Annotated in this window: 21 protein-coding genes and 2 tRNA genes; 12 read left to right on the top strand and 11 right to left on the bottom strand. The window is 36.1% G+C overall.

Annotated features, from left to right (window positions below; translation table 11 throughout):
* Genes mraY through mraZ form a run of 7 tightly spaced genes read right to left on the bottom strand, consistent with a single transcriptional unit; the run spans position 1 to position 7,331 of the window.
* Positions 1–1,089, bottom strand: coding sequence for a phospho-N-acetylmuramoyl-pentapeptide-transferase (gene mraY, locus MTZ49_RS00635; protein WP_264746509.1), 1,089 nt, complete (start codon positions 1,087–1,089; stop codon positions 1–3).
* The gene (locus MTZ49_RS00640; protein ID WP_264746510.1) at positions 1,089–2,456 is read right to left on the bottom strand and encodes a UDP-N-acetylmuramoyl-tripeptide--D-alanyl-D-alanine ligase; all 1,368 of its coding nucleotides are present in this window, start codon (positions 2,454–2,456) and stop codon (positions 1,089–1,091) included. The genes mraY and MTZ49_RS00640 overlap by 1 nt, the downstream gene beginning before the upstream one ends.
* A 1-nt stretch (position 2,457) precedes the next feature.
* Positions 2,458–3,924 (bottom strand): UDP-N-acetylmuramoyl-L-alanyl-D-glutamate--2,6-diaminopimelate ligase, encoded by a 1,467-nt coding sequence (gene murE, locus MTZ49_RS00645; protein ID WP_264747796.1) that lies wholly within the window; start codon positions 3,922–3,924, stop codon positions 2,458–2,460.
* A gap of 2 nt (positions 3,925–3,926) precedes the next feature.
* Entirely contained in the window at positions 3,927–5,639 is a 1,713-nt protein-coding gene (locus tag MTZ49_RS00650) for a peptidoglycan D,D-transpeptidase FtsI family protein (protein WP_264746511.1), read from the bottom strand.
* Positions 5,636–5,926, bottom strand: a complete 291-nt coding sequence (gene ftsL / locus MTZ49_RS00655) for a cell division protein FtsL (protein WP_264746512.1) — start codon at positions 5,924–5,926, stop codon at positions 5,636–5,638. The genes MTZ49_RS00650 and ftsL overlap by 4 nt, the downstream gene beginning before the upstream one ends.
* Positions 5,926–6,870 (bottom strand): 16S rRNA (cytosine(1402)-N(4))-methyltransferase RsmH, encoded by a 945-nt coding sequence (gene rsmH, locus MTZ49_RS00660; protein ID WP_264746513.1) that lies wholly within the window; start codon positions 6,868–6,870, stop codon positions 5,926–5,928. The genes ftsL and rsmH overlap by 1 nt, the downstream gene beginning before the upstream one ends.
* Positions 6,871–6,875: 5 nt before the next feature.
* Positions 6,876–7,331, bottom strand: a complete 456-nt coding sequence (gene mraZ, locus MTZ49_RS00665) for a division/cell wall cluster transcriptional repressor MraZ (protein WP_264746514.1) — start codon at positions 7,329–7,331, stop codon at positions 6,876–6,878.
* Between the two features lie 375 nt (positions 7,332–7,706).
* On the opposite strand from mraZ, the gene MTZ49_RS00670 reads away from it, so the two are divergent.
* The 4 genes from MTZ49_RS00670 (at position 7,707) to MTZ49_RS00685 (ending at position 11,665) form a co-directional block, all read left to right on the top strand.
* A complete protein-coding gene (locus tag MTZ49_RS00670; protein WP_264746515.1) occupies positions 7,707–9,647 on the top strand; it encodes a PEP/pyruvate-binding domain-containing protein in 1,941 nt (646 codons plus the stop codon).
* Positions 9,648–9,715: 68 nt separating this feature from the next.
* Positions 9,716–10,036, top strand: coding sequence for a DUF2388 domain-containing protein (locus MTZ49_RS00675; protein WP_264746516.1), 321 nt, complete (start codon positions 9,716–9,718; stop codon positions 10,034–10,036).
* Between the two features lie 130 nt (positions 10,037–10,166).
* Positions 10,167–10,925: an NUDIX hydrolase gene (locus MTZ49_RS00680; protein ID WP_264746517.1), complete on the top strand. Its 759-nt coding sequence runs from the start codon at positions 10,167–10,169 to the stop codon at positions 10,923–10,925.
* 77 nt (positions 10,926–11,002) lie between these two features.
* Positions 11,003–11,665, top strand: a complete 663-nt coding sequence (locus MTZ49_RS00685; RefSeq protein WP_264747797.1) for a MarC family NAAT transporter — start codon at positions 11,003–11,005, stop codon at positions 11,663–11,665.
* Positions 11,666–11,712: 47 nt separating this feature from the next.
* On the opposite strand, the gene pgi is transcribed toward MTZ49_RS00685, so the two are convergent.
* Positions 11,713–13,377: a glucose-6-phosphate isomerase gene (pgi, locus tag MTZ49_RS00690; protein WP_264747798.1), complete on the bottom strand. Its 1,665-nt coding sequence runs from the start codon at positions 13,375–13,377 to the stop codon at positions 11,713–11,715.
* A gap of 161 nt (positions 13,378–13,538) precedes the next feature.
* Here pgi and MTZ49_RS15775 point away from each other — a divergent pair, with 161 nt between their 5' ends.
* The 3 genes from MTZ49_RS15775 (at position 13,539) to MTZ49_RS00700 (ending at position 16,738) form a co-directional block, all read left to right on the top strand.
* Positions 13,539–13,700 (top strand): SEC-C metal-binding domain-containing protein, encoded by a 162-nt coding sequence (locus tag MTZ49_RS15775; protein WP_413774181.1) that lies wholly within the window; start codon positions 13,539–13,541, stop codon positions 13,698–13,700.
* Positions 13,701–13,964: 264 nt separating this feature from the next.
* Positions 13,965–15,029 (top strand): DNA polymerase IV, encoded by a 1,065-nt coding sequence (gene dinB / locus MTZ49_RS00695; RefSeq protein WP_264746518.1) that lies wholly within the window; start codon positions 13,965–13,967, stop codon positions 15,027–15,029.
* Positions 15,030–15,121: 92 nt separating this feature from the next.
* A complete protein-coding gene (locus tag MTZ49_RS00700; RefSeq protein WP_264746519.1) occupies positions 15,122–16,738 on the top strand; it encodes an FMN-binding glutamate synthase family protein in 1,617 nt (538 codons plus the stop codon).
* A gap of 72 nt (positions 16,739–16,810) precedes the next feature.
* Here MTZ49_RS00700 and MTZ49_RS00705 read toward each other — a convergent pair whose 3' ends face one another.
* Positions 16,811–17,029: a DUF2061 domain-containing protein gene (locus tag MTZ49_RS00705; RefSeq protein WP_264746520.1), complete on the bottom strand. Its 219-nt coding sequence runs from the start codon at positions 17,027–17,029 to the stop codon at positions 16,811–16,813.
* 191 nt (positions 17,030–17,220) lie between these two features.
* On the opposite strand from MTZ49_RS00705, the gene MTZ49_RS00710 reads away from it, so the two are divergent.
* A complete protein-coding gene (locus MTZ49_RS00710) occupies positions 17,221–18,261 on the top strand; it encodes an NAD(P)H-dependent flavin oxidoreductase (protein ID WP_264746521.1) in 1,041 nt (346 codons plus the stop codon).
* On the opposite strand, the gene MTZ49_RS00715 is transcribed toward MTZ49_RS00710, so the two are convergent.
* Positions 18,244–19,350: a saccharopine dehydrogenase family protein gene (locus MTZ49_RS00715; protein ID WP_264746522.1), complete on the bottom strand. Its 1,107-nt coding sequence runs from the start codon at positions 19,348–19,350 to the stop codon at positions 18,244–18,246. The genes MTZ49_RS00710 and MTZ49_RS00715 overlap by 18 nt on opposite strands.
* 11 nt (positions 19,351–19,361) lie before the next feature.
* Positions 19,362–20,282 carry a 1-aminocyclopropane-1-carboxylate deaminase/D-cysteine desulfhydrase gene (locus tag MTZ49_RS00720; RefSeq protein ID WP_264746523.1) on the bottom strand — a complete coding sequence of 307 codons (921 nt, stop codon included), beginning with the start codon at positions 20,280–20,282 and terminating at the stop codon, positions 19,362–19,364.
* Positions 20,283–20,463: 181 nt separating this feature from the next.
* Here MTZ49_RS00720 and MTZ49_RS00725 point away from each other — a divergent pair, with 181 nt between their 5' ends.
* From MTZ49_RS00725 to MTZ49_RS00740, 4 genes are all read left to right on the top strand, one after another.
* Entirely contained in the window at positions 20,464–21,345 is an 882-nt protein-coding gene (locus MTZ49_RS00725) for a universal stress protein (RefSeq protein ID WP_264746524.1), read from the top strand.
* Between the two features lie 135 nt (positions 21,346–21,480).
* Positions 21,481–22,281 carry a hypothetical protein gene (locus MTZ49_RS00730; RefSeq protein WP_264746525.1) on the top strand — a complete coding sequence of 267 codons (801 nt, stop codon included), beginning with the start codon at positions 21,481–21,483 and terminating at the stop codon, positions 22,279–22,281.
* 68 nt (positions 22,282–22,349) lie between these two features.
* Positions 22,350–22,425 (top strand) — tRNA-Ala (locus tag MTZ49_RS00735).
* A gap of 31 nt (positions 22,426–22,456) precedes the next feature.
* Positions 22,457–22,531: transfer RNA gene (locus MTZ49_RS00740), tRNA-Glu, on the top strand.
* The last annotated feature ends 23 nt before the right edge of the window (positions 22,532–22,554 follow it).

Genomic DNA, 22,554 nt, shown 5'->3' on the forward strand with positions numbered 1-22,554 from the left:
TTACCTTATCTTTAAGGTAGCTAAACCAATCAATACTAAAATTACCGTAATAATCCAGAATCTCACTATCACACGTGGTTCTGGCCAACCTTTTAACTCAAAATGATGATGAATGGGCGCCATTCTAAAAACACGCTTTCCTGTTAATTTGAAAGAGGCTACTTGGATAATGACTGATAATGTTTCCATCACAAAAACACCGCCCATAATAAATAATACAATCTCTTGGTGAACGATCACCGCAATAGTGCCTAACGCAGCACCTAATGCTAATGAGCCTACATCACCCATAAATACTTGTGCTGGATAAGTGTTAAACCAAAGAAAACCTAAACCTGCACCAATCATAGCAGCACAAAAAACAACTAACTCACCTGAACCATGTACATAAGGTATTAATAAATATTTGGCAAATTGCATATTACCTGACAAATAACAGAAAATACCTAATGCACCACCTACCAATACAGTAGGCATAATAGCTAAACCATCTAAACCATCTGTTAAATTGACCGCATTACTAGTACCCACAATGACAAAGTAAGCAAATACAATAAAAAACATCCCTAATGGATAAATACCATGTTTTAAAAAAGGTAAATATAAAGAGGTATCTTGTGAGCCCTTGGCTGCTGTTACATATAAAAATATAGCAATCCCTAAGGCAAATATTGACTGCCAAAAATACTTCCAACGGCTCGGTAATCCTTTGGTATTTTTTTCTATCACTTTACGATAATCATCAACCCAGCCAATAGCACCAAATAACAAAGTAACAACAATAACTACCCATACATATTTATTGGCTAAGTTTGCCCATAATAATGTACTGATAGTAATAGAACTTAAAATCAACACACCTCCCATGGTAGGTGTACCCGTTTTTGATAAATGCTCTTTAACACCTTCTTCACGTACTACTTGACCAATTTGCAGATTCTTTAAAGTGCGAATCATCCAAGGCCCTAAAAATAAAGCTAATAATAAAGCAGTTAACACAGCCATAATGCTTCGTGTAGATTGATATAGAAATGCTCCAAATCCTGAGTGCACATTTTCTTGTAAGAAACTAAATAACCAAACTAACATTAATGAATTCCTTCTGCAGAACCACAAAGGTTACTAACCAATGTTTCCATCCCCATACTACGTGATCCTTTTACCAAAATTATATTGTTCACATCATCGTGAACAACCAATGCTTTTAATAACTCTTCTTTAGTTTCAAAATGATAAGCCTTATCACCAAATGCTTTAACTGCAAATGTAGTTAATGGCCCTATGGCATATAAAATATCAACTTTATCTTTAGCATAATCACCTATTTGCTGATGAGTTTGCTCAGCCCATTGGCCTAGCTCACCCATATCACCTAATACCAGTATTTTTCTACCCGTAAACTCCGCTAATAAATCAATTGCAGCTTTTACTGAAGCAGGACTGGCATTGTAACTATCATCAATAACACGTGCGCCACCTAATGCTAAGAAAGTATTAGTGCGCCCTTTTACAGATAGCTGTGCATTTAAACCTTCTTTAATAACTGCTAAGTCAATATCTATTGCATAACAAGCAGCTGCCGCAGCTAATGCATTACTAACATTATGTTGCCCTAAAACATTTAATTGAATATCCATTTCACCAACAGGACTATGCAAAGTAAAAGATTGGCAACCATTTCTATTACGACTTAAATCACTTGAATAAAAATCAGCTTGGTTATTTTGTTTAGCAAAGCTAATCACCTTACGTTGCCCTGCTCGTTTTTTCCAAATAGCAAAAGAAGGATCATCTAAATTAAGAATGGCTGTTCCATTAGCATCTAAACCATCAATAATTTCACCTTTGGCTTCAATAATATTTTCTAAACTACCAAACTTACCAACATGGGCATTACTAGCATTATTTAATACCGAAACATCAGGTTTTACTAAATTAACACTATAGCTAATTTCACCTATTGCTGAAGCACCCATCTCAATAACAGCAAATTCATGTTCTGCTGTTAATTGCAATAATGTTAAAGGTACTCCTAAATCATTATTTAGATTACCTTGAGTAGCATGTACAGTTCCCTGTTTACTTAAAATACTTGCAACAAACTCTTTAACGGTTGTTTTACCGCTAGAACCTGTAATACCAATTACTTTTCCTTGAAAAGCTTGTCGATTCAATGCACCCAGTTTCCCTAAGGCCAATCTAGTATTGCCAACAACTAATTGTGGAATATTCACCTCATCCACGGGACATTCAACCATAGCAGCAACGGCACCATTTTCAGCCGCTTTAGCCACATAATCATGACCATCAAAATTTTCACCAGAGATAGCAATAAATAACTCACCTTTATTAATGGTTCTACTATCAATTGACACAGCATCAAAACTTACACTATCACCAATCAATGTAACTTCTAATAAAGTTGCTAACTGTGCGAGTGACATTGGTTTAATCATATTATTTATTCTCCCAAGTCTTTAATGCTTGGTTAGCCTGTTCTGTATCAGAGAAATGGCTGCGCTCACCATTTATCTCCTGATAATCTTCGTGGCCTTTACCTGCTATTAATACTACATCGTCTGATTTTGCTTGAGCTATAGTTTGTAAAATAGCTTGTTGTCTATCAGCAATAGTTTGTACTGACTGGGTACTATTAAAGCCTTTTAAAATATCATTAATAATGGCACTGCTTATCTCTTCACGAGGATTATCGTCTGTTACCACTACTTGGTCTGCTAATCTTTCAGCAATGGCTGCCATAAGTGGACGCTTGCCTTTATCTCTACTACCACCACAACCAAAGACACACCATAATTTACCTTTAACATGGGGCTTTAATGCTGTTAAGACTTGCTCTAAAGCATCTGGCGTATGTGCATAATCCACAATGACTAAAGGTTTTTCATTACCACCCAAACATTGCATTCTGCCAGCAGGCGCTTTTAACTGTGGCACTATCGTCAATACTTTGGCAAACTCATAGCCTAACCCTAACAAACTACCAACAACCGCTAGCACATTACTTAAATTAAAATGTCCAATAAGCTGACTCTGTAACAAACCTGTTCCTTGTGGTGAAACTAAGTTAGCTGTAACACCCCGCTCATTGAATAAAATATTAGTACAGTGCAAATCAGCGGTTGTATCTTCAATACTATAAGTAAGTAACTCTTTATGATTATTTTGGTTTACTAGCTGCTTACCATAAGTATCATCTTGATTAATTACTCTGGCTTGTAAACTATCCCAAGCAAAAAGCTTAGCTTTAGCAGCAGCATAGTTTTCTAATGTTTCATGATAATCTAAGTGATCTCTTGTTAAATTAGTAAACACGGCCACTTTAAAGGGTAATGCTGCAACACGTCCTTGATCTAAACCATGGGAAGAAACCTCTAAAGCAACGGCTTTAGCGCCTTCTTGTAATAACTTAGCTAAACTAGCTTGAACACTAATCGCATCTGGTGTTGTTTGTTTACCCTGCTGTAATCTTTGCCAAAATCCTGTACCCAATGTACCTATAATGCCACAAGGTTCATTTAACAAATCTAATGCTTGAGCAATTAGTTGAGTAACTGTTGTTTTACCGTTAGTACCTGTAACACCTATCAAACGTAATAGGTTTGCTGGTTCACCATAGAAACGACCTGCAATATCAGATACATGGTATTGTAATTTTTTTACTGCAATAAACTCAGCGTAAGGGTGCTGATTAACTATAGAATCTGCTAACTGATAATCTTCAGGATCATATACGATAGTTAATGCACCCTTGTGGAGAGCCTGTTCAATATAGTCTCTACCATCTTGCTGAGTACCCTTGACAGCAAGGAATAAGTCACCCTGCTGCACCATTCTGCTATCTAACTTAAGCCCTGTTATTTCAATAGGCTTTTGTACTTGAGGTAATAACTGATTAAGTAACATCATTACCTCCTTGAGTTAGAAAACTGTGCGATAGATTGATCACTCGCCAATAAATTATCAGGAGTAATATTCATCATCCGCAATGTGCCAGACATCACTTTACTGAAAACAGGAGCTGCTATCAGGCCACCAAAATAGCCAACTTTAGTTGGTTCATCAATCACTACCACCATTGCAAATCTTGGATTACTTGCTGGTGCTATGCCTGCAAAGAACGAGCGATAATGATTTTCACCATACCCCTTATTGACAATAGTTTTTCTTGCTGTACCACTTTTACCAGCTATGTGATAGCCATTAACACGCGCTCTAAACACACCACCCTCATCTTCAACTACAGCCTGTAACATTTTAAGCACAGTTTTAGATATATTAGGATCAATAGCTTGTGTTCCTACTGGAACTTCATGTCTCTTAACCAAAGAAAGAGGTAAACTGACACCATTATTAGCTAACGTTGCATATGCATGAGCTAACTGCATGGGTGTTACTGAAAGACCATAACCATAGGATAAAGTAGCCGTTTCTGCTGGTCCCCACTTACGGTGAACAGGTAAAGAACCTGTTGATTCACCTGGAAATCCTAAGCCTGTAGTTTCACCAAAGCCTACTTTTCTCATTGTTTCATAAATGGGTTCAGCACCAATATCAAAGGCAATCTTACTCATCCCAATATTACTAGATTTCTTTAAAACACCTGTTAAATCTAAAATAGTAGCTCGCGATACATCTTTAATTGTATAGTGTCCAACTTTTAACTGCCCACCTGTAACATTGACAGTATCTTCTGGCTTCCAACGTCCTGTTGCTAAAGCTGCTGCCATGGAAAAAGGCTTTACTGTTGAACCAGGCTCAAACGCGTCTAGCATCGCGCGATTACGTATTTCTTCTGGTTTTAACTGGCTACGATTATTAGGGTTATAAGTAGGTTGATTAGCTAATGCTAAAATTTCACCTGTTTTAATATCAATCAATACTAAACTAGCTGAATTAGCACCATATTCTTCCATCGCATAATGCAGCTCACGAATAGCAAGATATTGCAATCTTAAGTCAATTGATAACTGAATTTGCTTACCTGGTTTAGCATGGCTTACTATTTGTAAATCTTTAATTAAATGGCCACGACGGTCTTTTAATACTTCACGCTTTCCAGAAACGCCTGTTAACCAACCATCATAAGCAAGCTCAACCCCTTCTCTACCTTTATCATCGATATCAGTAAAACCAATTAAATGAGAAACTGTATCTCCTGCAGGGTAAAAACGACGATACTCCTCAAGGGAGTATACGCCAGTAAAATCTTGTTTTAAGATCTCATTTCCCTTATCAGGGTCTAACCCCCTAGCAAGATAAATAAACTCCCTATCATCATTCTTTTTAATTTTTTCTGATAATGTTTTAACATCTTGCCCTAATGCTCTTGCCAATTTAGGCCACTCATCTGGCATCTGTGACAATTCTTTAGGATTAGCCCATAAAGTAATAACAGGTGTACTTACTGCAAGGTATTGGCCATTGCGATCAGTAATCATACCACGATGAGCAGAAATCGGCATGTAGCGTACAGATCTTAAATCACCCTGAAGTTTAAGAAACTCATTATTAATAACATGACGATCGAGCAATTTCCAAACAATAGCTCCCACCATCAGTGCCAATAACACTAATACAAATTTGAAACGCCCTGGATAACTATTTTCATTGGCTGTCATTGGCCTATTATCCTTACGTCATTTGGGACAGGAATATGCATGGTTAACTGATTAACTGCTATTTTCTCAACACGGCTATAAGCCGTCCAAGTACTTTGCTCTAAAATTAATCTGCCCCAATCTGCTTGCGCCTTATTGTAAAGGCACATATTTTGATAAAGCTCATTAAGCAGTTGTCTATTTTTATGACTGGTATAAATAACCATTACTGCTGAAACCAATACAGCAATAAAAAGTATTAGCATTAATAAACTACCTTTTGGCATGGCACTTTGCTTTTTATCCATTACCTTAACTTCTCTGCAGTTCTTAATACAGCACTACGAGAGCGAGGATTATTTTTTACTTCCTGCTCACTAGCATAAATTGGCTTACCAATTATGTGTAACTTTGCCTCAAAAGGTTCTACCTGTATTGGTAAATCCCTTGGTAATTGGTCTTTTTCACCTTTTACCTGCTTCCGCATAAATTGCTTTACAATACGATCTTCCAATGAATGAAAGCTAATTACCACTAATCGACCACCAACTGCTAGTACATCAAGTGCTGCTTGTAAACCGTGTTCTAAATCGCTTAACTCATTATTTACAAAGATACGAATTGCTTGAAATGCACGAGTCGCTGGATGTTTACCTTTTTCCCAAGCAGGATTAGCTACTGTTATAACTTCAGCTAAATCTAATGTCCGCTCAAATGGTTTGACTTCCCTTCTCTGAACAACCGCTCTCGCCATTCTTTTAGCGAAACGCTCTTCACCATACTCTTTAAGTACTCGGCTAATTTCATCTTCACTGGCTGATGCTATCCAATCTTTAGCGCTGACACCTGACAGAGGATTCATTCGCATATCTAATGGACCATCTTGATTAAAACTAAAGCCACGACCTGCATCATCTAACTGTGGTGATGAAACACCTAAATCTAATAAAACTCCTGATACCTTCCCTGCTAAACCACGCTTTTCTAACTCTTCTTTCATTGCTGCAAAAGAATTTTGAATAATAGAAAAACGTTTTTCCTCAGCCATTAATAAATTTCCTGTATTAATGGCAAGTGGATCTTTATCAAATCCTATTAACTGACCTTGCTTACCTAACCGACTAAGGATCAATCGGCTATGCCCGCCACGACCAAAAGTACCATCCACATAACAACCATCTGCCATTATGGCTAGCTGTTCAACGGCTTCATTCAACAACACCGTTGTATGAGTAAAATTTTGTGTTGTCATGGTCGTTATAAAATTAAGTCACGTAATTCTTCTGGTAAACCACCAGCTTCTTTTATGGCTGCCATATCATCTAATTCAATAGCATTCCATGTATCTTCATCCCAAAGTTGAAACTTATTCAGTTGTCCTACTAAAACAACTTTCTTATCCAACTCTGCTCGTACTCTTAAACGAGGAGGTATTAAAAAACGACCATTACCATCCAACTCAACATCTTGAGCACTACCAATCAAAGTACGGTGTAAACGACGGGTTTCTTCACGTAAAGAAGGCATTTGGCGGAGCTTATTCTCAATTAACTCCCACTCAGGTAATGGATAAATATTTAAACAAGGATCAACAGCATCAACTGTTACAATAAGCTTACCAGAGCAGCGCACACTTAGCTCGTCACGATACCGACTAGGCATCGCTACACGACCTTTAGCGTCTAAACTGACTGCATTAGCTCCGCGAAACAATTATTTAATCCTCATTTTTACTTTCTTTACCACTAAAAGAGATTATTTAACCACTTTATACCCTTTTTCACCACTTTACACCACTTATGCACACTATAGAAACCAATGCAACATCAGTCAAGTACAATCTGCATAAAAATCAGTAAATACACACCTTCTTGACTAAAGTTGAATAATCATTACCAAGTTTTTTGCAGAAAAATTAATAGAACATGAACAACAATAAGCAAATTCATGAAAAACCCTTATTCAATAGATTTAAATTATTAATAACGACTTAAAGTTGCAGTTATACAATAAAAAATGAATTGTCTTATTTTGCAAACTAAGACAGTATTAATTGCCATAAAGGATTTTTAACAATTGGTAAAGGTCATGCTACGTTACAGTTTTCTAACATTATTCTTAATTAACCTAATATTTCCTTTATATGGACAAACTGCACGCAAACCCTCTTATTACGATCAACAATCAAAAATAGGAAATCTACTACCTCGCTCAGTTGCAAATCAACGACCTACGCCTAAAATAACTTATATTTCCTCCATAAAGGATCAAAATATCTTCCAACAATTGGCGAGAACCTATGAACTTGGCTCACTTTATGAAATTCCTCATATACTTTTTGTTATTGATTTAAAAAATAATAATCACCTTTATTATTTAAATACCCCTTTTTATGAACTCCATGAGAACTTTTTACAACAAGTAATTGTTAAGAAAAAACTAACTCGTACAGAACTCAACACTAATTATTTAAGCCCTAAAAGACGTTTCTTACTAGGTACATTAAGCTGGCAACAAAGTATCAAACAATATACTTATGAGTTTTGGGAAGGAGATACACTTTCTGCTGAACAACTGCAATTGACGGAGCAACTCATCAAACAAACTTTCTTTGATGCCGTTGTCTTTAAAACAAACTCTACTACTCAAGAACAAACAACTAAAAAAGCTAATATCCATTACTTCACTCAACAGCAACTTATTCAACAACAAAGTTTCTTGGCGCTAAATCAAGGAACTGCTGTAGGAAAATTAAAACTAATTACATCAGAACAAGATTTAACAAGTTTAACTAGCTCTGACATTATTATTTTAAAAGAAACACCTATTGCTTTACCGCCAGTTGCAGCTATTATTACTGAACAACCTTCCACAGTACTTTCTCATGTTAACTTACTTGCTAAAAGCTGGAAGATACCTAATGCCTATATCAAAAATGCAGCTGAAGAACTTAAGCAATATGAAAACCAATGGATAGAACTACAAGTTAATACCTCTAACTATACTATTAAAGCTAGTGAGCAAACAGTGGTTGCCACCAAAGTAATTACTGTAGCCAAAACTAATACTAACACCACTCAATTAAAACTATTTCCCTTAAAAACACTCACTATCAAAGATAGTATTTATTGTGGTAGTAAAGCCGCTAATTTAGGTGAGATCTCTCATAAATTACCTGCTATAAATATTCCTGATGGTTTTTGTATTCCTTTTGGTCAATACCAGCTATTTATGCAACAACATGGTTTATTTAAACAACTTGCACAATTAGAGAATCAACCTCAATTTAAAAATAACTCACAATACCGCCAACATCAATTGGCTTTATTTCGACAACAAATTATTGATACCCCTATTCCTAATAAACTGTTAAATGAATGGGTTAAGCAATGGCAAGGCCAATTAGCAGGTAAAGCTATCTTTGTACGTAGCTCTTCTAACTCTGAAGATTTACCTAACTTTAGTAGTGCTGGTTTATATACCAGTGTAGCTAATGTGATTGATAGAGAATCCCTAGCGAAAGCTGTTAAAACTGTTTGGGCTTCAACCTACAACTATAAAGCCTATGAAACAAGGCAAATATTAAGGTTATCTGATGACCTTATTAAAATGAGTGTACTTATTCAAGTCGCTATAGATACAGATAAGGCTGGGGTTATGATTACACGAGACCCATTTAATAAGACAAGACCCTATATTACTTATATTGCAGCCAAGTATGGTTTAGGCATTAAAGTCGTAGAGGGAAAAGCAATCGCTGAACAAGTGATGTATTCTTCATGGTCAAAAGCAATTCAAGTGCTCTCTTTGTCTGATGAAAAAACGGCATTAAAATTGGCCAAAGATGGAGGGGTTGTAGAACAGCCTTTGGATAGTGACCAATCAATACTCAATGAGCAATTAATTGTTAATCTAGCAAAAATAGCCCGACAAATAAAATATCTTTTTAATTCTCAGGATCAAGATATAGAGTGGGCTGTAAAACAAGGAACAATATTTATTCTACAAAGCAGACCTTATATTCATTAATAGCTAATATTGTATTTCTAAAAAACGCGCTATACTAAAAAAGACTATTCATTCACTAAGGGTAAAACATGCGTCAACTATTATTACTTGTGTTAGGTTGTTTATTTTCAGTACAAGTATTTGCATTTGGTGCTACCACTAATGCCATTAACAACATTGCCACCTCAGGTAGTACAGCGGGTACATCAGGATCATCAGCATCCACCGATACTACCAAGCGGGATAAAATTATTGAACAAGCACAAAATGATGCTGCCACTTTTGTAGGGACAAATGGCAAAGTACTAGGTGTATATCTAGAAGTAGCTTTACAGCATCTTCGTCAAAACTATTCTGTAGCGGATCATATTTCCGATCTTGCCCTAGCTGAAGCTATTTTGACCTATTAACAAAATGAACTAACAATAATCTATTGTTAATTATTTAGTATGAAAACTCTATCAATACTAATTAGTATCTAAATCTTAATTAGTTGTACTATAATACTAATAGTTTTCTAATTAATAAAAGAATATAAACATGTCAAAACAAGCATCTAAATCAAAACCTACAGGCTTTTTAGATTTTATTGTACGCCCTCTAGTAACAGTAGATATTGCTATTTTTACAGTTAAAGATGACAAATTGCAGGTTTTACTGGTTAAACGACCTAATGATGAACAAGAACCTTTTGCTAATTGTTGGGCATTACCTGGTGGCTTTTTAGATGTCACTATTGATCAAGATTTAAATGCTTGTGCTTTACGTAAATTAAAAGAAAAAACTAATGTTAATAGTCCTTACCTTGAACAGGTAGGTGCATGGGGTAGTAAAGATCGTGATCCTCGAGGTTGGTCTGTTACCCATGTTTATTTTGCATTATTAAGTGCTGATAAGGTTATTTTACAACAGGGTGGCAATGCAGCTGAAGTTGCTTGGTTTCCTATCACAAATGACAATATTCAAAAACAACTCGCTTTTGACCATAACGAATTACTCAGTAATGCCATTCAACGATTACAAGCAAAAGTAGAATACACCTCATTGCCTGCTTATTTGCTACCTGATGAGTTTACCTTACCTGACTTACAAAAAGTCTATGAAATAGTACTAGACCGCCACCTTGATAAAAGCTCTTTTCGTACACGTATTCTCGCCACCAATTTAGTGGAGCCTGTAACTAACAAAATGCGACCTGCCACTAACAGACCTGCACAAATTTATCGATTAACTAATCCTGATGTGCTTACTTACTTTCCACGTAGCTTTAAATATAATGAAAAAACTTTAAAATCATAATTACTTTTTAACAGTTACAATACCAATAATAATCAATATACATTGGAAAATTACTATAAGGCTTTTTCATGTCTACTATTCTCGAGTTGTTCCAAGTGATAGGTGTTGGGTTAGCCATTTTATTGCCATTAGCTAATCCTATTACAGCAGTTGCATTACTGTTAGGATTATCACAAGGAATGACCACTAAACAAATAAATCACGAAGCATTAATGGCTGCCATTTATGTTTTTATTATTATGATAGTAGCTTTTTATGGCGGCCAGTTAGTCATGAATACCCTTGGTATTTCTATCCCTGGCTTACGTATTGCAGGGGGCTTAATTGTTACATTCATTGGTTTTCAAATGCTTTTTCCCACCAAAGAAATAGGCTTTGACATTACTAAATCAACTGTTGCTGAACTACAAACTCAGAATAAAGATAGTATTGCTTTTATTCCTCTTGCTATGCCAGGCACAGCTGGCCCAGGAACTATTGCAATGATCATTAGTAGTGCATCGACAATCCAAACGCAAGCTACTTTTTCCCCTATCATACTTAAAATAGCACCTATCTTTATCTTCTTAACCATATCTATTCTTTTATGGTTATGCTTACGCAGTGCTAATACTATTATGAAATGGATTGGTAAAGGTGGTGTAGAAGCTATCTCTCGCTTAATGGGATTTTTACTGGTCTGTATGGGTGTACAGTTTGTCATTAATGGCGTACTAGAATTAATAGCTACACATAGTTAAATAACAAATAATATTCTTGTTATTTAACTAATAATAGCAATGCTACACTAACCTCTATGGTGATTACGGAAATAATTAATTAATCCTTGGGTAGAAGTATCCTCAGCAGGAACAGGTTGATAATCTGTTAATCCTTTATAAACAGCTAGCCCTAACTCCTTACCTAGTTCTACACCCCACTGATCAAATGCATTAATTCCCCAAATAACACTCTGCACAAATACTTTATGCTCATATAAGGCTACTAATGCACCTAAACTACGCGGGCTTACACGCTCTAACACTAGCGTATTAGAAGGCCTATTACCTAGAATAACTTTATGAGGTGCTAATTTTTCTATTTGTTCTGCTGAACAACCTCTTTCTTTTAGCTCTTGCTCGACTTGTTGTTTATTTTTACCTAGCATCAATGCTTGACTTTGACTTAAACAATTGGCATATAACCATTGATGATGATTATTTAATGGATTAGCACTGACCACAGGCACAATAAAATCAACAGAAATAAACCGTGTTCCCTGATGTAATAATTGATGATATGCATGCTGTCCATTACAGCCCACACCGCCCCATATAATAGGCCCACTATCAATTGTTAAAGGGCTACCATCTTGACGTACACCTTTGCCATTAGACTCCATATCTAATTGTTGTAGATGCCTTACAAAATCTCTTAAATTATGGTCATAAGGTAAGATAGCATGGCTCTGCGCATCAAAGAAATTACTATACCAAACGCCCAACAATGCCATTAATACAGGCATATTTTTTTCAAAAGGCGCCGTTAAGAAGTGTTGATCCATCATATAAGCGCCAGCCAATAACTCTTTAAAGTTAGACATGCCAACACTTAATGCAATGGGCAAACCTATTGCTGACCATAGGGAATAACGTCCCCCTACCCAATCCCACATAGGGAAAATATTTTCTTTAGCAATACCGAACTCAACAGCAGCCTCTACATTAGAAGAAACTGCAATAAAATGTCTTGCTAAATCTTTTTCTGAGCCACCTTGGGCTAAAAACCAACATCTTGCTGCTTGAGCATTTTTTAATGTCTCTAACGTACCAAATGATTTACTCGATACAATAAATAGTGTCGTTTCTGCATTTAATTCTGCAACTACTTCCCTAAACTCACTGCCATCAATATTCGCTAAATAATGGCAAGTTACTCCTTTCTGGGCAAAAGGTAGCAATCCTTCAGATACCAACATCGGGCCTAAAAATGAACCACCAATACCAATATTAACTACATCTGTAATAGGCTTTTCTGTAAAGCCACGCCATAATTTATTATGTATACTATTAACCAATTCTGTCATTTGATGCAGAACTTGATGTACCTCTGGCATAATATCTACATCATTAATAAATACTTGATCGCCATAAGGTCTTCTTAGTGCAGTATGTAAGGCTGCTCTATTCTCTGAAGCATTAACAAATTTCCCTGAAAATAAATCTTCTCTTGCTTGCTCCACACCTACATCATTAGCTAACTTTACTAATAATTGTATGGTTTCTTTAGTAATCAAATTTTTAGAATAATCAAACAGTAACTCACAACCCTCTAATGAAAACTCTTGAAATCGTTTAGAGTTTTCAGCAAATGCTTGGCGCATATCAAAGTTTTTCATTAACTGATAATGTTCAGTTAATGCTTGCCATATTGATAGCTTAGTAACATCTTGTGGTTGTATATAGTAAGGCACAGTCATCAATATTCCTTGCCGATTAATTAGATTGTTAAAGTTATTATAATATCATTTATATAATAACTAATAACCATTATAATGATTCAGTTAGCTAAAAGTAGCTAACATCACATTTAAGTCTCTTACTAAAAGGAGAACTATCATGAGTACTTTTAACAATAAAGGCTTTTTTTGAGCCAACCAGCAAACGCCGCAAAGGCTTCCCATCAGAAACCAACGTCAAACGAGGCTTAGTTCGCACTGTTCATGGCGATAAAGTTTTAGAAGAAAAACTAGGACGCAATGATCCTTGTCCTTGTGGTTCTGGGCATAGCTTTTAAGAAATGTTGCCTTAAAACAGGCTGTTTTCGATGGCAGTAATCGTCATGATTATTACCGCGAATAAATACCTTTTCTTTAACCTATAATACAAAGGTAGAACGTTAGTGCTTACAGTCTACCTTTGCTATATTAGAAAGCTTAAAATAACCAATAGCGCTTATCCCATAACTAGCTCTATTATTAAATTATATTGCTTTATATTTAATTAAATATCACTATTGATTTTTTTAGTTCCTTTTAATGTTTTGACTTACAATTAGCTAATGACCAACTCCTCTTTAAAAAAAATCATTCATATCGATTGTGATTGTTTTTATGCTTCTATTGAGATGCGTGATGATCCAAAACTTGTCGGCAAACCTATTGCAGTTGGTGGTACACCCGACAAACGTGGAGTGGTAGCTACTTGTAACTATGAAGCTAGAGCTTATGGTATCCGCTCTGCTATGTCATCCCAAAAAGCCTATAAGCTTTGCCCTGATTTACTTTTTATTAGGCCACGTTTTGATGTCTACCGTGCGGTATCAAAACAAATTCATCAAATATTTCAAGATTACACATCAATTATAGAGCCTCTATCACTGGATGAAGCCTATCTTGATGTTACTGATAGCCCTCTCTATAACAATAGTGCTACACGTATTGCCAAAATAATTCAACAACGTATCCAACAAGAAATTGGTATTACTGCCTCTGCAGGTGTAGCTCCCAATAAATTTTTAGCTAAAATTGCCAGTGATTGGAAAAAACCCAGTGGCTTATTTGTTATTACACCTGAGAAAATGGATGACTTTATTCTTCACTTACCTGTTCATAAACTACATGGTGTAGGCAAAGTAACAGCGGCTAAATTAAATCAATTAGGCATTAACACTTGCTATGATTTAAGACAATGGAGTCGTTCAGAACTACTGCGAGAATTTAGTAGTTTTGGAGAAAGACTTTGGCATCTTGCCAGAGGTATAGATGATCGTCCAGTTAAAACACACCGTCGTCAATCAGTGAGTGTAGAGCGTACTTTCGAAGAAGATTTACCCGACTTGCAACATTGTCTTACAAAACTACCTGAGTTAATACTCGAATTAAACAATCGAATAGCACGGTTAGATAGCAGTTATAAAACAGGAAAACCTTTTGTTAAAGTAAAATTCCATGACTTTACTCAAACAACCTTAGAACAACAAGGTGCTCCTCTTGACTTAACAAGTTATCAGACCTTACTTAAACAAGCTTTTGAACGTGGCAATAAACCCGTTAGACTATTAGGCATTGGTACTCGTGTAATTGATTTAAAAGATATTAATATCCAATTAACACTCTTTAACTAGTCTTTGATCAGCAAATGTTAATCAATGATTTAGTATAATCCTATTTATTTTGCTAAATATAAAAGTTAACTACAATTTACCGTGAGATATTAATGAAAGCTTTACAATTAAGCCGCTACAGTTTTTTTGTTTTTTGTATTTTATTTACGCTAATTACAGCCCCATTTGCTATGATCCATAACTGGTTATGGGTCTTTACTTTAATAGGGACTGTATTATCATTGATTGGTATCTATGACCTGTTTCAACCAAAACATTCCGTTTGTCGTAATTACCCTATTCTAGGGCATATACGCTTTATGATTGAATATATACGTCCAGAAATTCGCCAATATCTCATCGAATCCGATACAGAAGCACTACCCTTTAGTAGACAAGAACGCTCTTTAGTTTATAGACGTGCAAAAAATTTAGATGCTAATAAAGCATTTGGTACAGTAGAAGATATTTATAAAACAGGCTTTGAGTTTATTAGCCATTCGATTATACCTGCCACCATTCAAGACCCTGAAAGTTTCCGAGTAACTATTGGTACTGACCAATGTAAACAACCTTATTCAGCCTCTCTTCTAAATATCTCAGCCATGAGTTTTGGGGCGTTAAGTGCTAATGCTATCCGTGCTTTAAATAAAGGAGCTAAAAAAGGTAATTTTGCCCATGACTCTGGTGAAGGTGGGCTTAGTGCCTACCACAAAGAAAATGGTGGTGACCTAATTTGGCAAATAGCTAGTGGTTACTTTGGTTGCCGAACAGATGATGGTAAATTTAACCCTGAGCGCTTCGCTGCACAAGCAGCTAATCCACAAATAAAAATGATTGAAGTAAAACTCAGTCAAGGTGCCAAACCTGGTCATGGTGGAATGCTTCCCAAAGATAAAGTAACCGCTGAAATTGCTGCTACTCGTGAAGTGCCTATGGGGCAAGACTGTATATCTCCTCCTTGCCATAGTGCATTCTCAACCCCTCTTGAACTTATGCAGTTTATTGCCCAATTGCGTGAATTAAGTGATGGCAAACCTGTTGGTTTTAAAATTTGTATTGGTCACCCTTGGGAATTTGCGGCTATTGTAAAAGCCATGTTAGAAACTAAGATATTACCTGACTTTATTGTTGTAGACGGTAAAGAAGGTGGTACAGGTGATGCACCTGTTGAGTTTAGTGATCATATTGGGTTACCACTAAGACAAGGGCTTTCTTTTGTCCACAATATTTTAGTAGGGACTAATTTACGAGATAAAATAAAAATTGCAGCCAGTGGTAAAATCATCAGTGGTTTTGATATTGTTCGCGCCTTAGCAATGGGCGCGGATTGGGTTAACTCTGCACGTGGTTTTATGTTTGCCATTGGTTGTATTCAATCACAAGCATGTAATACCAATAAATGCCCAACAGGTGTTGCTACCCAAGACCCACTCAGACAAAATGCACTGGTTGTGCCCGATAAAGCAGAACGTGTGTATCATTTCCATAAAAATACTTTGCATGCCTTTGCTGAAATGTTAGCCGCTACTGGTTTAAATCATCCCACTGAATTAAAACCACATCATGTGGCAAGACGTATTTCTGATAATGAAATTCGCCTACTTTCAAATATTGATTACTATTTAAAACAAGGCGAATTATTATCAGGCCAAATTGCTAGTCCTTTCTATTCTGATGTATGGAATATAGCCCAAGCAAACTCATTTGAGCCTAGCCATAATGTATAGTTAATTGATTGATTATCGGCAAACGGACTATGCTCTAGTCCTGTTTGTCGATAATAGTGATGACATACCATATTAAGCTGAGATAACTTCATAATTTTCCCTCGCTATGTTTTTTGCCTTAGTTGTTTTAATACGATTCCATACTTTCTCATGAAAATAAAAACCAACAGCATTACATAATGGTTCAACCAATGCGACCAAACCACCTACAGCTATACTTCCTGTTAATAAATAAGCAACACTAAATGCGATAATAAAGTGCATACAAGTAAAGGTTACAGTCTTAATCATTTCTCTTACTCCAATTAAGAATAATTCTTAATTACAGTATATTCCTCTCTATTTTTTAATAAAATTTATTATTACTATAAATCCAATTATAAAAAACTATAAATATAATTTCTTTAGACAAAAAATTAGACATCAATTAAATAATATACTACTGTAAGCTCCACCTAAAATTATTAAACAGGGAAATTACAATGAAAAACATTATCACCTTGTTAGATGTTAATATTCCAATCATTCAGGCTCCTATGGCTGGTGTGCAAGATAGCCAACTAGCTATTGCTGTTAGTAATGCAGGCGCTTTAGGATCATTACCCTGTACCACGCTATCTGTAGAAGAATTACATAAAGAATTAACCACTATAGAAAAACAAACTAAAAATCCCATTAATCTAAATTTCTTTTGCCACAAAATAACTGAGCCTAACCACGAACAACAAGCCGCATGGTTTAAAGAATTAGCTCCTTTTTTTAATAAATATGAGATTGATCCTACTACTATAAAGATTGAAGCCAATCGTCGTCCATTTAGTCAAGAACAACTGGATGTATTAACTGAATTTAAACCCAGAGTAGTTAGTTTTCATTTTGGTTTGCCTGACAAAAACTTACTAGATCAACTGAAAGAGTGGGGAACCACCATTCTATCCACAGCAACTACCATAGAAGAAGCACTTTATCTACAAGCCAATGGTGCTGACATTATTATTGCGCAAGGATTAGAAGCAGGCGGACACCGTGGTATGTTTCTAACTGATGATTTAATGACACAAATGGGCACAATGGCTTTACTACCACAGATTGTTGAAGCAGTAAATATTCCTGTCATCGCTACGGGTGGGATAGCCAATGCTAACTGCGTGAAAGCAGCCATGACACTAGGTGCTTCAGGCGTACAAGTGGGTACCAGTTACTTACTATGCCCTGAAGCAAAAACCAGTTTGCTGCATCGACAGGCAATCCTTTCCGATGAAATTAAACACACCGCTATCACTAATATTTTTACGGGAAAACCTGCACGGGCGCTTATAAATAAGGCTATTCAAGAAATTGGCGCACTTAACCCCCTAGCACCTACTTTCCCTTATGCTACACCAGCAATGGCGACACTCAGGCAAATAGCAGAATCACAAGATAGTAATGACTTCACTCCTTTATGGGCCAGCCAAAACACTAGTGGCTGTAATATTATTCCTGCCGCAGAAATTACTAAACAATTAGCTAAAGGGATATAACTCATGTAGTTTAGTTGTTATACGTAAGCCTGCTAACTCTGCTAAATATTCATCAAGCGTTAGCAACCCCATACTAGACATTGCACCTCTAGCTACTAGCTTATCAGTTAATAATTTACGAGTTAAAGCGACAGAAGAAAGACAAGGGATATTTACACCATCATTAGCCGATGCAATAAGCTCCCAACTTAATTTAAGTGGTTTTTTATTCTTATCCAACCCTGTCAGCTGAATATACATACCACTATTACCATCACCGAAACGTTCTAATATTAATGAATTTTTGTGCAAAATTGCTGCATATTTTTGGGGCTTTCTAATTATTCCGAAACGAATCAACCAAGAAAAAAACCATGTACCATAATGAGTAAGTTTTAAGCCTGTACCTGCTGAAAAAGTAACGGTATTAACTCCTTTATAATATTCAGGAAATAAACTTAAATCAGGAACGTCACAAGCAGCTACAGAGCGTTTTCCTACAGGTTCTGAAAACTGGTGTGTGGATAAATTTTGCCAACCAAAACGATTTTGCCACACACCATCAACCCATTGTTTAATAGGCTTACCACAATAAGCTAACATCCCCTCAATAGTAGATTTTCCAGGTATTTTCTCAGAGGTACTAATGCCTATTTCTATTATTCGTAACTCTGAAAAAGCAGGTAGTAACTCATTAATCACAGCGCTACTTAAACCAGGTACAGAGCTAGCACCAGCACAAACCAATACATTTTGCTGTTGAGCTTGCTCATGTAATATATTAATACCACACACAAACTCCCGACCATCTGCCAAATCAATATAATGAGAGTTCGCTTCAATAGCCGCTTTAGCCACAGCATAATTTTGTCCTTGAAAAGGGCCTGCTGTGGAGATTAATAAATTAATTTGTTGTTGTTTTAAAATATTAGCTAAATCTGTTTGATTAGCATCCAACTGTATAGCCTCTGCGTTTATCTTCCCTGCAAACTGTTGTGCTTTTACTAAATTTCTGCCTGCGATAATAAGCTGAATACCAGCTATTTTATGTAAATGCTGTGCTATTATTTGCCCAAAGTTTCCATAACCACCTAAGATTAACACACGCATCCCGTCGCTCCTCAGCTATCAAACAATACTCGTCTTCCTTGTAAACCACCTGTATGTATAAATACAATACGAGTACCTTTTGCAATATGCCCCGCCTGTACTTGCTGCTGTAAAAAAAATAATGTTTTCCCTGTATAAACAGGATCTAATGGTAAACCTGTTGTTTTCTCAACCTCATTAATAAAGTCTAATAACTCTGGATCTGCTTGACCAAAGCCTTTTCTAGCTGCTGATTGTAATTGGTAATTAGCAATTTTAATAGGAATCTCATCCAACAAGTCTTCAATTTGTTTATCTACACGATAGCAATCAGGTACAGCCAGACAACCAACTACTTGATGCCTATTTTCTTTACCCCAGATAATACCCACCAATGTACTACCTGTACCCACACTTAAATAGATACTGTCAAAATCATCCCAACCAATCGTTAGTAATTGTTGCTTAATCATCTGAGGAATGATCTTGCACCCTTGTGCCCCCAAAAGACCACCGCCACCTTCAGGAACAAAATAATAATCAGGATAGCATTCTACCCACTCCTGCCAAAAAGCATCTTGATAGCGACGACGAAATTCACCATAACTCAACCAATGCAGCGTCATTCCAAAATCTTGCAAATCAACAACAGTCGGTGTTTGCACAGGATTACCACGGATTAAACCAACGGTTGCAAAACCTAATCTTTGTCCAGCTGCTGCTAAAGAATGCAAATGGTTAGAGTGAGCACCACCAACGCTTAACAATCCTTTTGCTTTTTGGTCAATTGCCTTATGTAAATGGTATTGAAGCTTAAACCATTTATTGCCTGAAATTAAATAATCTGTTTTATCTAATCGTAAAACGGCTAACTCAACACCTGCTTTATCAAAAACAGGTAAATTTAGGCGATTAAGTACAACCTTATCCAACACAAAAAACAATTTATCCATAAAAAAACCATCACAAAATTTTGCTGATTATATAATAGCCAATGAACTCACAAACATTTATTAATTATTATATGCTTAATATAAATAAACTATTTCCTTGTATTTAGCAGTGTTCAACTCGCGTAAAAACGCTTATAGTATAAACATAAACTCATCCAGAACTCTTTAATTAGGATAGATTATGAAAACCATTTACAGCATCCTTGTGATTATTGACCCTAAACATGATAATAATCCCGTACTTACCCGTGCTAAAGAGTTTGCTAAGGTAATGAAAGCATCATTGCATTTACTCATATGTAATGAGTCCAAGAAGAAAGCTGATTTATTAACTAGCCTAGTAAATGATTTACATGAAGAAGGTTTTCAAGCCACTTCAGAAATCGCTTGGTATAACAATTACCATAATACCGTTGTGACTATTCAGAAAGCTCAAGGTTGCGGCCTGGTTATTAAAACACACCTAGCTGATAGTGCATTGAAACGTGTCATTATTACTCCCGAAGATTGGAAGCTATTACGCCTCTGCCCTTGCCCTATTCTTATTGTTAATCAAGATAGATCTTGGTTAGGTCGCTCTGTATTAGCAGCTGTTGATTTGGGTAATCCTGATAAAAATCATATTGCACTACATGATGTAATAGTCAAACTAGCCAATACATTAACCCGTGTTGCAGAAGGCAATTTGCACCTAGTTAGTGTATATCCCTCACCTATTTTCTCAGAGATTCATCCAGACTCTAATGTTCCTGGTATGACGCCTGAAATCAAAGAAATATATACTTCGGCATGCAAAGCATTTGAAGATCAATACCCTGCTCTTACCAAAGAAAATATTCATCTTGCTGCAGGGGCGGCTGATATTATTATTCCACAAACAGCGAAGGACCTCGATGCCGCAGTTTGTGTAATTGGTACAGTTGCTCGTACTGGTATTTCTGGTGTATTAATTGGTAATACGGTAGAAGCTATTTTGGATGATTTAGATTGTGATATCTTAATTCTCAAACCTGATAGTATCAACGATCAATTAGAACAACTTATCAAACAAATTCACTACTAATAGCTACTGAACAGGATAGTTTTTACTATCCTGTTAGTTCTCTAACATAATACTAAACATAATGTATTAGTTGCACTTCTCCCGCTAATTCACCATAATTTGTTAAAACTATTCTTATTCGCAAGGCATACCACAATGAACATAAAACATAATATTCTTAACAGTATTATTATCACTATAGCAATGGCTACCTCTGTAGCTTATGCAAACCCTAAAAGTTGTAATACTGCAGATATTATCCAAAAAATGGAACAACGATTAGACACTATTACAGATTATCGTGTAACCATTGAGTCTGTTGTGAATGACCAAAAACCTGCAGAAATGACCTTATATGGTAAACGTCCTGATCTATTAAAAGCAGTTATGCAGCTTTCTGAAACAGATAAACTAACCATTGTATATGACAAACAATACCAATGGATTGAAGAAGGTAATATGGTTTACCAAGTAAACTTAAGTAAGAGTGAAAGAAGAACAGCTGAGCGTCCTTTTGATACAGACTACTCACTAGCTGGTGGTTTATTGAGTGGTGAAGACTATGTTGGTACTATCAAAACCATGTTAACCATTTATGATTTAAAAGCTTCTTGCCAAACTAACACCATTACCTTAACAGGTGATTTAGATATTCCAAAATTCACTGAATATACTAAAAGCCGCAATATCACTGCTCCTTTAGATGAGTTTGTTAAGCAATTTGCTAAGACTTTAAAGAAAGCCACTATTAAAATAGATAAAAGTAACTACTTAGTTACCAGCTATAATTTAGCGGGCACAGATAAATTTAAAGTTTTATTTAATGATTATGACTTCTCACCACTTACTGCAGAACAATTGAGTTATAAAATACCCGAAGGAATAAAACCTATTGATATTACTCCAGGGGCACCTCAGTCTGAGCCAGTACCTGCAACCGATGGAGTATCTAATTAGACAACAACTAAACTAGAAACTTCTTGACAGACTAGGTTAGCCCCTGTAACATTCGCTCCGTCCTTATTGGGGCTATAGCTCAGCTGGGAGAGCACTTGCATGGCATGCAAGGGGTCAGCGGTTCGATCCCGCTTAGCTCCACCAATTTATGCAACTTAGTTTGCAAGAAGGTTTTGTCCCCTTCGTCTAGTGGTTAGGACATCGCCCTTTCACGGCGGTAACAGGGGTTCGAGTCCCCTAGGGGACGCCATTTATGTAAATTTAGGCAGCTAT

The sequence above is a fragment of the Entomomonas sp. E2T0 genome (assembly GCF_025985425.1).
Classification (GTDB): Bacteria; Pseudomonadota; Gammaproteobacteria; order Pseudomonadales; family Pseudomonadaceae; genus Entomomonas.